Source organism: Streptomyces sp. NBC_00454 (genome assembly GCF_041434015.1).
GTDB lineage: Bacteria > Actinomycetota > Actinomycetes > Streptomycetales > Streptomycetaceae > Streptomyces.
This window is the reverse complement of the sequence record NZ_CP107908.1, coordinates 123,763-136,157: the sequence shown is the minus strand read 5'-3', so window position 1 is coordinate 136,157 and position 12,395 is coordinate 123,763. Positions and strand designations below refer to the sequence as shown.

The 12,395-nt window shown below is 70.9% G+C and carries 11 protein-coding genes and 1 pseudogene; 7 read left to right on the top strand and 5 right to left on the bottom strand.

Annotation, left to right across the window (positions count from 1 at the left end):
- Window positions 1-23 precede the first annotated feature (23 nt).
- Window positions 24-149, bottom strand: a complete 126-nt coding sequence (locus OHU74_RS37025; RefSeq protein ID WP_331721079.1) for a hypothetical protein — start codon at window positions 147-149, stop codon at window positions 24-26.
- A gap of 247 nt (window positions 150-396) precedes the next feature.
- On the opposite strand from OHU74_RS37025, the gene OHU74_RS37020 reads away from it, so the two are divergent.
- Together OHU74_RS37020 and OHU74_RS37015 are read left to right on the top strand one after the other, a co-directional pair.
- On the top strand, window positions 397-1,836 hold the full coding sequence (locus tag OHU74_RS37020; RefSeq protein WP_371619906.1) for a hypothetical protein: 1,440 nt from the start codon (window positions 397-399) through the stop codon (window positions 1,834-1,836).
- 226 nt (window positions 1,837-2,062) lie between these two features.
- Entirely contained in the window at window positions 2,063-2,278 is a 216-nt protein-coding gene (locus OHU74_RS37015; RefSeq protein ID WP_331721077.1) for a hypothetical protein, read from the top strand.
- A gap of 8 nt (window positions 2,279-2,286) precedes the next feature.
- Here the strand turns inward: OHU74_RS37015 and OHU74_RS37010 are convergent, their stop codons facing one another.
- Window positions 2,287-2,700, bottom strand: coding sequence for a hypothetical protein (locus OHU74_RS37010; RefSeq protein WP_331721076.1), 414 nt, complete (start codon window positions 2,698-2,700; stop codon window positions 2,287-2,289).
- A gap of 171 nt (window positions 2,701-2,871) precedes the next feature.
- On the opposite strand from OHU74_RS37010, the gene OHU74_RS37005 reads away from it, so the two are divergent.
- Window positions 2,872-3,984, top strand: coding sequence for a hypothetical protein (locus tag OHU74_RS37005; RefSeq protein ID WP_371619905.1), 1,113 nt, complete (start codon window positions 2,872-2,874; stop codon window positions 3,982-3,984).
- A 797-nt stretch (window positions 3,985-4,781) separates the two neighbouring features.
- Here OHU74_RS37005 and OHU74_RS37000 read toward each other — a convergent pair.
- The gene (locus OHU74_RS37000) at window positions 4,782-5,600 is read right to left on the bottom strand and encodes a hypothetical protein (protein ID WP_331721074.1); all 819 of its coding nucleotides are present in this window, start codon (window positions 5,598-5,600) and stop codon (window positions 4,782-4,784) included.
- A gap of 209 nt (window positions 5,601-5,809) precedes the next feature.
- On the opposite strand from OHU74_RS37000, the gene OHU74_RS36995 reads away from it, so the two are divergent.
- Window positions 5,810-5,989 (top strand): hypothetical protein, encoded by a 180-nt coding sequence (locus tag OHU74_RS36995; RefSeq protein WP_371619929.1) that lies wholly within the window; start codon window positions 5,810-5,812, stop codon window positions 5,987-5,989.
- A gap of 336 nt (window positions 5,990-6,325) precedes the next feature.
- Here OHU74_RS36995 and OHU74_RS36990 read toward each other — a convergent pair whose 3' ends face one another.
- On the bottom strand, window positions 6,326-7,423 hold the full coding sequence (locus OHU74_RS36990) for a MerR family transcriptional regulator (protein WP_331721197.1): 1,098 nt from the start codon (window positions 7,421-7,423) through the stop codon (window positions 6,326-6,328).
- A 996-nt stretch (window positions 7,424-8,419) separates the two neighbouring features.
- On the opposite strand from OHU74_RS36990, the gene OHU74_RS36985 reads away from it, so the two are divergent.
- Together OHU74_RS36985 and OHU74_RS36980 are read left to right on the top strand one after the other, a co-directional pair.
- Window positions 8,420-9,574: a PLP-dependent cysteine synthase family protein gene (locus tag OHU74_RS36985; protein ID WP_331721072.1), complete on the top strand. Its 1,155-nt coding sequence runs from the start codon at window positions 8,420-8,422 to the stop codon at window positions 9,572-9,574.
- Window positions 9,571-10,833: an MFS transporter gene (locus tag OHU74_RS36980; protein WP_331721071.1), complete on the top strand. Its 1,263-nt coding sequence runs from the start codon at window positions 9,571-9,573 to the stop codon at window positions 10,831-10,833. The genes OHU74_RS36985 and OHU74_RS36980 overlap by 4 nt, the downstream gene beginning before the upstream one ends.
- A gap of 73 nt (window positions 10,834-10,906) precedes the next feature.
- Here the strand turns inward: OHU74_RS36980 and OHU74_RS36975 are convergent.
- Window positions 10,907-11,116, bottom strand: a pseudogene (locus tag OHU74_RS36975) (Tn3 family transposase); the annotation flags it as partial.
- A gap of 133 nt (window positions 11,117-11,249) precedes the next feature.
- On the opposite strand from OHU74_RS36975, the gene OHU74_RS36970 reads away from it, so the two are divergent.
- Window positions 11,250-12,386: a barstar family protein gene (locus OHU74_RS36970; RefSeq protein ID WP_331721069.1), complete on the top strand. Its 1,137-nt coding sequence runs from the start codon at window positions 11,250-11,252 to the stop codon at window positions 12,384-12,386.
- Window positions 12,387-12,395 lie beyond the last annotated feature (9 nt).

Below are 12,395 nucleotides of genomic sequence, written 5' to 3'. Positions count from 1 at the left end.
TGCACACCCGGACGGGGTGGTGATCAGTCGACGATGCGGGCGAGGAGCCAGGCCGTCACGGCTCGGGCTGCCCCGGAGATCGCGGCGCCGATGAGGGTGATTACGACCTTGGGGCGACTGGAGCGCCGGGACTGCCTAGGGTGGGTCATCAGGGCCTCCGAGAGGTCTCAGGGGCCCGCCGAGGTGTGCGACCGGAGGCGGGCCCTGCCGCCAACTCGCCGGTGCGGGCTGGTGGTTCGACCATCCCCGCTGCGGGGGCTGGAGGCCTGCGTCCGCGGGGTTGTCCGGGACCGTGGGGCCCTGTCCCGTAGTGGAGCGACTGATTCTGGCGTGGGGGCGTGTGTGGAGAACGGCAGGCGGGCGGGGCGGACCTGGACCGGTCCGAAGGGGCCGGTCGTGGAGGTCAACAGGGTGGCCGAGTTGCTCCACGAGTACGCCGGCGCGGCGGGGCTGTCGATCAAGGCGGTGCACGAGGCGCTCACGCCCGAGATGCTCCCGGCCGGGACTCCGGTGCCCGATCGGCGCCGGATGTACGACCTCATGGACGGTAAGGACCTCACCCGTACGATCGCGCACGCGGTCATCGACATCTGCTCGGGCCTGGACGGGGACCCCCGCCTCGACGAGGAACGGCGCCGGACGGTCGACGCCCTCTTCGAGCGGGCCGAAACGGCACCGACCTCGGTACGGGCCGGGGTGGCGGCGTACGGGGACCTCGTCGAGGCGAAGAACCGGCTCCTCGCCGTCCACGAGGACCTGGACAACGCGCGGCAGGCGTTGCACAAGAGCACCGAGGCCCGGAACCAGGCCCAGACGATCATGTCGACGCTGCTGCTGGTACTCGCGCACCAGGCGGCCACGATCGGCCGCCTCACCGGTGAACGCGACCGGTTGCTGGCCCAGGTCGGGGCGGCCCGGCCGGATGAGCGAGCCCGGCCGGATGAGCGGGCTCGGCTGGAGGACGTCGAGAGGCAGTTGGCCCGGGTCCGGGAGAACGAGGACCGGGCCCGCACGACCCTGCAGCAGGCCGAAAGGGACCGGGACACCGCGATCGTGGTGGCGGAGGAGGCCGGAGCCCTGGTCCGCGAGCTCCGCCAAGAGGTCACCCGGTTGCGGGCCATGGCCCCGGACCCGCACTCGACCCCGGATCGTGAGCGGGGAGAGGCTGACCCGCTTCCCCCGACCGACATCGCCCTGTACGACGTGGACCTGGCCCAGACCGAGATCACCCTCGACAAGGCCGAGATCCTGTTGGAACAGGGCCGGGAAGCCGTCGAGGAAGCCGGCCGTGCCATCGGCCTCGACCCGGCGCCGGACCTCCGTACGATCCCTGGTCAGGTCATCCGGTCGCACCCCGAGTTGTACCCCAACTCGCGTCCGGTGTTCTCCGGGACAACCCCGGACAACCCGGTGACCGGCTCGAAGACCGCGCGGGAAACGCTCGGGCTTCTCCTTGAGAACAACGGCCTCGGGGGCCCAGGTCCCATTCGAGTACTGGACTGGGCGCTGGGCCGACTCGCGGAAAAGCTGGCCGGGAACAGGTGGTTGATGTTCCTGCTGGCCACGGCTCTCGCTACCGTCCTCCCGTTGGGGGTGGCGGGAGGGATGGCTGCGGACCCCGGCCCAGCCGTCTGGAAGGCGGTCGTCTTCGCCCTGCTCTCCACTCCCTGCATGGGACTCGCATGGCTGGTCGGATTCACCTGGTCGGAAGAGGGGGTCCCACGAAGCTTCCAGTGGGTGCCTCCGTTCGGGGGGATCGCGATCGTCATCGGCCTCCAGCTGATCAGCGACGGCAGTGTCGCGCTCGCCTTCGTCGAGAAGGTGGGGATGGTCTAGCCGTATTGCCTCGGGAGGTTGTGGCAGGGTGATGCGGATTCGGCTGAGGGGTCTGGGAACGGGTGAGGGCCTTCCGGGTCCGGGTCCGGTCCCCGGGGCCAATCCAGCTGTGGGCGCAGGACGGATTCGCGGGCGGCGAAGTCCTGCCCGATGGTGTTGCTGGCCGGCGTCACCCATTCGTACGCGGTGGGGTGCTTCGGGACAGGACTGGGCCGAGGCTGGGCTCATGTCCGCCAAGCTGGTCGTCTACCCGCCCGACGAGAACGGCTGGCGCCGGGTGCGGTACGACGGCATCGCCATCGGAGTCGCCCACCGCCCGGCCGACATCCGGGTCTTCCTCGCCGGGGCCGGGCTGGAAGACGCCGAGGGCGTCGATCTGACCGACCCGGGGTTCGTGGAGTGGAGGGGCGGCGGGCCCGAGGAGTGGGAGCCGACCCCGTAGGCGGGCGGTCAATGCGGCCTGAGCATCGCTTTCTCGGCCTGGATAGCGGCCCGTGCCTGCTCCAGCACCGATTGGGTCCAGCCTTGAGGGTCCGCGTCGTAGAGAGCGCAGGCCTTCTGCCACCGGGTGAGCCCACCGGTGATGTCGTCGAGCGAGTGGTACCACTCGCCCTCGCCCGACCTCCCATGCCAGACGACCCCGGGACGGCCCGGATCCTGACACAGGTCGAATCCGTGCAGGTGCTGCAGGGCCGTCATAACCAACGGGTCCTGGAAGTCAGCAAGCGCGCCCTCGCCCTCCACCCATGGGACCGCCCACGCATGCACCGCTTCACGGCTCACCTCACCGTCAGCCAGCGCACGCCATTGAGCAGCCGCTTCCACGCGGCCTGGCGGAAGGTGTGCCATGTCCAGATGGTTCATGAACCCACCCTCCCAGCCGGACCGCCAAGGGGCCACGCCATTTCATCTCAAGATCGGCCTGACAGCTACTCGGCGTCGGTTTCGGTGTAGGTGCAGGTCAGCAGCAGAGCCACGACCGCCGGAACCCGCGTAGGAGTTTCAATGTCAGTGGGGGAGCGGATGATCTCCCGCATGATGAAGAGTCTCTTCGATCAGTTCGTGTGGGGAACCGCTCTCTACATCGCGCTCACCCTGCCGTTGGTCCCTCCGCTCTGGACGGGAAGGGCGCGCCGGCCGCGCGGCGTCGTCTTCCGCTTCGCGCAGAGGGCGGGGCTGATGAAGACCTCCGCAGCGCGCGCAGCCAGGACCGTACGGGCCCTACGGGAGCACACCCAGGCGGGCGCGGAGGTACCCGACACCGAACGCCTGCGGCAGCGGCTGGACGACCGCCGCTGCTCCGTCATGTCGATCCTGCTGCTCTGGTCCATCCCGTACCTGGGCGTGATCGCGGCCCTGTTCCTCCTGCTGAACGGCGGCTTTGCAAGCGGCTACCAATGGATCGTGGTGTGGAGCATGTTCGGCGGGGTGCTGGTGCTCGCGGATGTGGACCGGCGCATGCTGGCCCGTTCCCTCCCGATCGAGCACACCACGGTCATGGCCGTCGGTGTCGTCGAAGCGTGCGGTGCGCCGGATCCGTCGCAGCACGAGGTACGTGGACACACGCGCAACTCGGCGATCTGCGCGTCCATCGACGACCTCTGCGCGGCCCTCGGACGGCAGGCGGCCCTGGAGCCCAGGCGGACCGACGCGGTCCACCGGGCCCGGTTGCGCGCCGAGGCGCTGGAAGTCGTACGCAACCTCCACGCGGCGAAGATCAGGCTCGTGGAAGGCGACCGGGCCGCGCTCGGCACCCTGTACGCCATCGTCGGATCCCTCCTGGCACGCGCCGCGACCCCCACCCACCTGCCGGAGAGCAGCTCACGCCTCGTCTGCGCCGACGTCCTGACGGCGGACCCGAACTGGGAGGGCCCGCCGCTGCGAAACGAATCGCCTGCCGCGAAGGCCCTCGGCTACGCCCTCTTCATCGCGGGCCTGGCGGCGACGGGGCAGCTGCTGTCCCTGCTGACCTTGCCGGAACCGCTCCCGTGGGTCCTGATCCTCCTCACGGCCGGCGCCGGCCACCGGGTACTGAAACGCTGGCTGCCCGTCCCTGCCCTCCCGGCCGAACTCCTACCCACCTCGTCACCACCCGTGGCCGTTCCCGAACAGGCCGGTGGCCGTGGGGACCTCCGACAGACCCCATGACTGGGCGGTCCAGGCGGTTTGTCGGATTCGGCGAAAGTGCCGAGAACCAGGCATTGGCCGAGCTAAAGTTGCAGGTCGCGGAGCCTGCCCCCCGCGTACGCGGGGATGAACCCTCGGGGGAGACACCGAAGAACGAGAGCTCGACCTGCTCCCCGCGCACACGGGGGATGAACCCTGGCAATGGGCCCTCCCCGTCACCGCGGCCAGCTGCTCCCCGCGCACGCGGGGATGAACCCCAGGCCGGCGGATCGTGTGGCACAAGCTGCGGCTGCTCCCCGCGCACGCGGGGATGAACCCTTCATGACCTCGTTGGCGGCGGGGCTGCTGTTCTGCTCCCCGCGCACGCTGGGATGAACCCATGCTGCCGCGCGCCGGTGACCCCAACCCCGCCTCCGACGTGACGATCGCCTACGGCCTGCACGCCGACTCCCACAGCCTCTACCCCGCGATGTCCCAGGCGCGGCTGGAGAGCCAGCTGCCTGCCCCTGCCCCTGTCCCTGGCCGACCTCGAGGACGACGTCACCCGCATCCGGCTCGGCGAGGTCCGCACCGACACCGAGCGCCTGGACTGCGCCGTCGCCGCGTACGGCCGGCTCCGCGACCGCGACCGCGACGAGGTCATGGTCACCGACGAACTCACCCACACCACCACCGTCGTGCCGCCGCCGTCCGCGCCGATCCCGGCCCTGCCCGAGGTCTCCGTCGAGCGGTGGGAGGAGGTGGGACACGGGCTCGGGCCCTACGCGCCCGGCAAGATCCGAAGGAGAGAGCGCCTGGGTGGCGGCGGTGGCGTCTCGTCAGGAGCGGCCGAACCAGCGGCGCTTGGCCCGGGGCTGGGGCGCGGCGCCATCCGCCGGGGCCACCGACGGGTCGTCGTACTCGCGGGAGATCACCTGGACCTGGCCCGACTCGGCGTCGTGGCGCACCGTGTCCAGGCCCTGGCGGTCCAGTTGGGCGATGGAGTCGGCGTGGGTGGTGGTGTTCAGGGCGAGCATCCCGACCTTCGGGGAACTCCGACCGAGCTTCACCTCCTCGCTGAGCAGGATCTGCATCAGGCGGTCGGCGGAGGCCGAGGGCAGGTCCTCGTCCACTGCGACGTGCAGCATCAGGTGTTCCTCGCCGCTGGTCCGCCACCAAACCTGCGCCACCCACACCGAGCGGACGGCGGGGAACTCGCGGACCCGCCGAACGAGTGCGTCGCGCAGGGCGACCGCCACTGGGTCGGTGGACCATTCGAGCTTCATCTCCGCCCCGGGCCCGTATGTCGCCCAGTCACGCAGCACCTGCTCGGGAAAGATCGCCTGCCCGTTTCCGGAGCGGACTCCGAGTACGGTGACGCCGGTCTTTTCCAAGATGTCTCTCAGCCGCGCCGCATCGCAGTGCACCATCCCGGCGGCCGCCGGCAGCAGTTGCGCGCCGAGCGACGCGTCGGTGAACCCGAGCAGCGTGGGCGGCTGCTCGTCGTCGGGGAGGAACATCACCGATCCGGTCTCGGTGACGGGAATGGACACCCCGCCCTCGAACAGCGCGGCGAGCACAGCCTCCGGCGCGGGCTCATGCCCGTCCGCACGGCGGTCGAGAAGATCAGCGAGGCGTACGTTCGAATGCTCGATCACGCGTGCAGCGTAGCGCCGGGTCGGCCGCGCCAGCCCCGCCTCCTCAGCATCCGACCACTGGTCCGAGGGGACCTCCCCAGCCACGAGGGGCGAGGGCGCCTGGCTCACCCCGTATCAGCGTCTGGCTGGCGCAGGCCCCACAGGCCGCCGGGGAGTTACGGGGAGCTCCGGAAGCCGGAAGGAGTACCGGCCGAGCGATGCTACCCGGGGTGGACCTGCCCGAGGTGCTGCTGGAGGTGTTCTCCTGGACCGGCGCCGACCAGGCGTTCACCTCGGTCACCGACGCCTGGTGCGGAGCAGAGGGCACCAGGCGTCGCCAGGAGCTGACCAGGTCCTGTCCGATGGGTCGTCCACGCGGTCTGAGAGGATCAGATGGACGGATCAAGTAGGGGGTGCCGGTTGCCGAGGGCGCTGGGGCTGCCATATGACGCGAGTTCTCCGCCTCCACCCCGATGCTGCTGGCCTGCTCCGTCACGCCTCCGTTCGCTCCCTGGAACGGTACGTCCGCCCCGGCGTCGACTCGGTTGCCCGGCACGTCGCCGAGCGCGACCCCGCCGCCCGCCGCCGCAGGTGAGTCCAAGCGCATCAGGGCTTCAAGATCATCCCGTTGCCCCTTTGGCGCATGTCTCGGTCACACCCCGATGAGTAGACATGCAATGTCTGTCGCCGCGCCCCGAACCTTGCTGATCGGGTCGGCACCTCCGGCCTGATAAACGCGCCGCGGTTCAAGCCATGAGCAGACGGAGGCCGAGATCTGCCGCGCTGAGGTCGGCGAGGTCGCTGTTGCGCTCGGCCCACCGACCGGAGTCGAGGTCGTCGCCGAGGCTCCGTACCGCCCGCTGCTCGGCCTCCGGCCCGACCCTCGTCCACACCGACATCGCACGGCGCACATGATCCTCCAGATACTCCCCTGGTCGGCGCCAGTACGCCTCGAACAGGCCGTCAGCGCAGTCCCACGGGACGGGCACCGGCTCGGCGCGGCCGCCGATCGCGTCGGCCATCCCGGCAAGCGACGGAAAGTCCGAGAGGACGCCGGCGAACTCGGGCAGGTAGTCGCGGGTGAGCCAGAACCGGTCCGGCCATCCGGGCTCGTCGGTGTCGAAGGTGAGCACCACCACGCGGCGGGCCACGCGCCGCATCTCGCGCAGCCCAGCTATCGGGTCGCCCCAGTGGTGAACGGTGGAGACGGCCATCGCGACGTCGAAGGAGTGGTCCTTGAACGGCAGGTTCTCCGCGGCGGCGGCCACGCACGGCGCCGAGCCGGCAGGACGCTGCCCCCGCATGACCGCCGAGGGCTCCACCGCGGTCACGTCACGATCAGCAGGCTCGTAGGAGCCGGTGCCGGCCCCGACGTTCAGCACCGTCTGCGCATCTCCGAGCGCGTCCCAGATCTGCGCGGCGATCCGTGGATCAGTACGCCGTGTCGCGGTGTAGGCGCCACCGATCGCGTCGTACAGCCGTGCACCGAGCATCTCCAGTTGCTCCTCCGGTGTCACCTTCAGTCCCTTCGCACGTGCCTCAAGTTCCCTGTCGATGGCCGCCATCATGGCGTCAGCGCGATCACGCTGTTCCAGCAGCAGGCCGCGCAGTCGGTGCAGGTGCGCGACCGCGTCGGTGGACGGGTCGCCGACCAGTTCCGCAACCTCCCGCAGCCCGAAGCCCAACCGCCGATACGCCAGTACCTCCCTCAGCCGCTCCACGTCGCCCGCCGAATAGGCCCGGTACCCGGCCGCGGTCCGTGCCGAGGGCCGGACGAGGCCGATCTCGTCGTAGTGATGCAGCGTGCGGACGCTCACGCCGGCCAGCCCGGCCACGCGTCCCACGGTCCAGTGATCCTCCACGGCGCCGACTATGCGGCCTGACGCCACGTGAGGGTCAAGGGCCAGCGTTGGATCCGAGCGGTGGGACATCCTGCGCGTCACCGTCACCCTGCGGTCTCCTCGCCCGCTGCCAGCCCCTCGGCGAGGGCGCCAGGGACTTCCGCGCAAGGCCCGCCGCGAGTACGCGAACCACGTCTGCGCCCACGAAACCCGGGCCTGACCCCGAGGCAAGGCGTTAAAGCTAGGAGGAGCGGAACAGCGGAACCCGGGACACGGCCAAACCCTCGGTGGCAGGTCCGGAACGCGGGCTCGCGCGTTCAAGATCACCTCACTGCCCCTTTGGGGCTCACCTTGGCTGGACCCCATTTGTGAGAGCAGGCCACCACCTGCCCGGCCGCCCTAACAGGCACTTTATGTAATTGATCGAATACTCTTCGTGTTGTGCGGGTGAAGGTGGGTTCTTGCGGGCCCCGTGCCGTGCCGTGGCGGCTGGTACTGGTCACGGTGGTGGCCGGGCTGTTGCACGTGCTCGGCTGCGCCCACGGCCCGCAGACCGCCGGGGTACGGATCGACACTCTGGCCACCGTGACGGTCGCGGCCGCGGATCATGCGCGTCCCGCTGTTCCGGCTGCCGCTGCGGAACTCTGTGACCACGACGGCGCCATGGGGTGCACCGGGGCCGACGAGCCTGCCACAGCCGGGCCCCGGGCCGACCTGCCCGTACCTGCCCCCATCGACGACGCCGCGTTCCCTGCGGGGGACGCCTGGAGGCAGCCCGCCCGGAGCCGGGCGCCATGCGCCTGCGTCAGCGGTGGACACCCTGCGGGGAACAGCCGGACGCGCGCGGTGCTGGGGGTCTGGCGGGCCTGAGCGGACCACCGCTTCCCGCCGCGATATGGAGCGCGGGAGGCGGTGCCGCCCCATCGGTTCCGTCCTCGAACACCCCGGCCTGCCCCGCCCTGACCAGGCGCCGTGTGCGGCCGGCAGGAGACCCGTGCGATGAACTCCTCCCTCATGCCCTCTTGCACCCCGCCGCCGGCCCAACTGCTGAGCGGCGCGACCCGGCGCGCCCACTCCCCGGCGGCGCTGGTCGGTGACACCCCCGTCCTGTGGGTCGGCGAGCCCTTCACCGCTGCCGGACGCGGCTTCTGGGCCAAACTCGAAGGCCACAACCCCGGTGGCATCAAGGACCGCACCGCCCTGTTCATGGTGGAACGCGCCCGCGAGCGCGGTGACCTGCTGCCCGGGGCGCGGATCGTGGAGTCGACCTCCGGCACGCTGGGCCTGGGCCTGGCGTTGGCCGGGATCGTCTTCGGCCACCCGGTCACCGTGGTCACCGACCCCGGCATGGAACCCCTCGTGTCGGGCCTGCTCACCGCCTACGGCGCGGACGTGCAGCGGGTTACCGAGCCGCACCCGGTCGGGGGATGGCAGCAGGCCCGCCGCGACCGCGTCACCGATCTCCTCGCCCTCCACCCGGACGCATGGTGCCCCGACCAGTACCACAATCCCGACAACGTGACCGCGTACGCGGGTCTGGCACGCGAGCTGGTCGCCCAGCTCGGGCGGATCGACGCCCTGGTCGTCAGCGTGGGGACCGGTGGCCATTCCGCCGGCGTCGCCTCGGTCCTGCGCACCTTCTTCCCCGATCTGAAGGTGGCCGGTGTCGACACCTGCGGCTCCACGATCTTCGGCCAGGAGGCCGCCCCCCGCCTGATGCGGGGCCTGGGCAGCAGCATCTACCCGCGCAACGTCGACTACACCCTCTTCGACGAGGTCCACTGGGTCGCCGCCGGGGAGGCCGTGTGGGCGGCGCGGGCGCTGGCCCGCTCCCGGTACGCGAGCGGCGGGTGGAGCGTGGGTGCGGTCGCCCTGGTCGCCCGCCACCTGTCCGCCACCCTCCCCGCCGAGGCCAGGATCGCCGCCGTCTTCCCCGATGGCCCCCACCGCTACGCCGGAACCGTCTTCGACGACGCCTGGTGCCAGGAACGCAGGCTGCTGGGATGCGAGCCGGCCGGCGCCCCGGACGAGATCGGCCACCCCGGCGAGCGGACCGTCACCCGGTGGACGAAATGCGAAACCGTCCTCGACCCCGCCCCGGCGGCCGCCGGACCCTACTCGGGCACGGCGAGCCTGACGGGAGCGGCCCGGTGAAGACCCTGTGGACCAGCACGTTGAGCTTCCCGCCCGCAGTGCGGCTTTTGATGGCCAACCAGTTCGCCATCAACCTCGCCTTCTACATGCTGATGCCCTACCTCGCCGCCCACCTCGCCGGTGAGCTCGGCCTCGCCGCGTGGGCGGTCGGGCTGGTGCTGGGCGTGCGCAACTTCTCCCAGCAGGGCATGTTCCTCATCGGCGGCACGATCGCCGACCGCTTCGGCTATAAGGCCCCGATCATGGCCGGCTGTCTGCTGCGGACGGGCGGGTTCGCCCTGCTGGGAGTCGTGGACAGCCTGCCCGTCCTGATCATCGCCTCGGCGGCCACCGGGTTCGCCGGCGCACTGTTCAACCCGGCAGTGCGCGCGTACCTCGCCGCCGAGGCCGGCCCGCGCCGGGTCGAGGCGTTCGCGACGTTCAACGTCTACTACCAGGCCGGGATGCTGCTGGGGCCCCTGGTGGGACTGGCCCTGCTGGCCGCCGACTTCCGTCTGGTGTGCCTGGTGGCCGCCGGTATCTTCGCCGCGCTGAGCGTGCTGCAGGGCCGGGCCCTGCCCGCCCGCCGGGCCTCTGGACCCGGCGGGGGCGAGAGCGGGGTGCTGGCGCAGTGGCGCTCGGTGGCTGCCAACCGGCCGTTCCTGCTGTTCTCATGCGCGATGATCGGCTCCTACGTCCTGACCTTCCAGGTCTACCTCGCCCTGCCGCTCGCGGCCGGGGACGCGTTCGGGAAGGCGGGTACGAAGGCCACCAGCCTGCTGTTCGTCCTGTCGGCCGCGGTGGCCGTCGCCGGGCAGCTGCGGCTGACCGGCTGGGCCCGGACACGCTGGAGCGGCGAACAGGCCCTCGTCCGCGGCCTCGCGGTGATGGGCCTGGCGTTCACGCCGCTTGCCCTGACGGCCGCGAGCGGCAGTACCGTCCCCGGCGCCGTGTCGCTGGCGGCACTGACGGCGGCGGTCATCGCGCTGTCGGCCGGCAGCGCGATCGTCTACCCCTTCGAGATGGACACCGTCGTCTCGCTGTCCGGCGACCGCCTCGTCGCCACCCACTACGGCCTCTACAACACCGTCTCCGGCCTGGGCATCACACTGGGCAACCTGGCCACCGGAGCGCTGTGGGACTACGCCACGCGCAACCAGACACTGTGGCTGGTCTGGACCGTCCTGGCCCTGACCGGCGGGGCCTGCGCGGGCGCAGTCCTCGCACTGGCACGCACCGGACGGCTCACCGCGCCCACGCCGCAGCCCGCGCTCGCCTGACCAGGGTCGGGCGGGCGCCGGGACACAACCCCTCCCCGACCGCTCCAGGACTCCTCGCGCAGCCCCAGCCCGATCAGTCCTGCCCGTCCTCGTCGTCGAGTCCGGCCGCATCCGGATCGCGCAGCGGACGCAAGGCCCCGCCGACCAGGGTGGAAGCGGTGAAGCTGTAGCGGCCGAGCACGTTGAGGTTCTTGTGCTTGAGCGGGGACAGCCGGGCGATGTCCTCGTCGCGGATCGCGTGGCCTTCCGCGCGGAGCTGGGCGACGGCGCCGTCGACGAGACGTAACCGAACTCGGGAGCCCGTCCCCTTCCTGGCCAGGGCTGGCAGGGTCCGTATCGTAGGCGCGAAGGTCGCTCGCATGTTCGGGAGTTGGGTGCGCATCACAGATCACGCTCGGTGGGATCGGGGCTTCCCGGTGAAGTACCTCCTGGTCCAGGAGGACGAAGACGGCGTGGAACAGCTCTGGGGGAGGTGCGCGGGCGTCGAAGGGCTGTTCGTCGACCCGGTCCCGCCGCCACGGGAGATCCTCACCCTCCGCGGATGCAGCCCCGATGGCCCCCTGAGCGAGGTCCTGGCCGAGCCCGGCGTCTCGTTTCGGGGTCTGGGCGACGTGGGCGTCGAGGTCTGGGACGACGAGCAGCCCGTGCAGTGGTGGACTCTCGTCGATGCGGTCGTGGTGGCCCATCAGCCCCACCCCGGCGACCCGGCGCGGTACGACATTGTGCTCGGTGCCGGTGTCAGGAACGACGAGGGCTTCTTCGAAGTGCCTGCGACACCACGCTTCGAGCTTTTCGCGGGAACGACGGTCGCTGCTGCAAGTGCAGGCCGGTGCTCCGATGTGGACGGCCTGTTCAATTCGCGAGCGGACCCGGCCCCTGTCCCGATGGAGCTGATCGGCTGCGAGGCTACGGAGCCACTGCTCGTAGGGACTCAGCGACCACGCCGGTGGACACGGGGCTGGGCCGATCTCCTGGTGCTGGATCGCCATGGCGCTGTGATGGCCTCGCGCTCCGTGGGCCTGGCCCTCACCGGAGCGCGCCCGTCTGTGCTCGGCGATGGGCTGGAAGACATAACCCTCACCGATGGCGGCGCCGATCGACCATCGTCGGCGGCCCGATCGATCTGGGAGGAGTGGTATCAGGGTCCGCCAGAAGCACCCAACATGTGGGCGCCGTACGACTCGCAGGGCAGGGCCGATTGGCTCGACCTCACCACCCGTGCCTGGCGGGTGCCCGCGCCTCGACCGGACCGCTCTGGCGGCGAATATCATCTCGACGGCCGGTTCGTCACGGACGTCCCCGGGCTGCACTGCGCGATCGCCGAGGCCTTGCTCGGACCTGGCCGCTACTTCGGCCGGGAGTGGAACGCCTTCAAGGACTGCCTGTGCGGTGGATTCGGAGTGGCCCCGCCCTTCACCTTGACCTGGCATGACTCCGAAGTCGCACGCCGCGCACTGGCGGATGTTGTGGAGGATCCGGAGGGTCAACTCTCCTACTTCGAGGAGATCGTGCAACTCCTCGAACGGCGCGGCGTCACGGTCGTGCTCCGGTAGCCCGCTGGC

Bases quoted from the DNA above. Each gene is read 5' to 3' on its own strand.
- OHU74_RS37010 (WP_331721076.1), bottom strand. From the start codon at position 2,700: ATGAACCATCTGGACATGGCACACCTTCCGCCAGGCCGCGTGGAAGCG.
- OHU74_RS37005 (WP_371619905.1), top strand. From the start codon at position 2,872: ATGATGAAGAGTCTCTTCGATCAGTTCGTGTGGGGAACCGCTCTCTAC.
- OHU74_RS37015 (WP_331721077.1), top strand. From the start codon at position 2,063: ATGTCCGCCAAGCTGGTCGTCTACCCGCCCGACGAGAACGGCTGGCGC.
- OHU74_RS36985 (WP_331721072.1), top strand. From the start codon at position 8,420: ATGAACTCCTCCCTCATGCCCTCTTGCACCCCGCCGCCGGCCCAACTG.
- OHU74_RS37025 (WP_331721079.1), bottom strand. From the start codon at position 149: ATGACCCACCCTAGGCAGTCCCGGCGCTCCAGTCGCCCCAAGGTCGTA.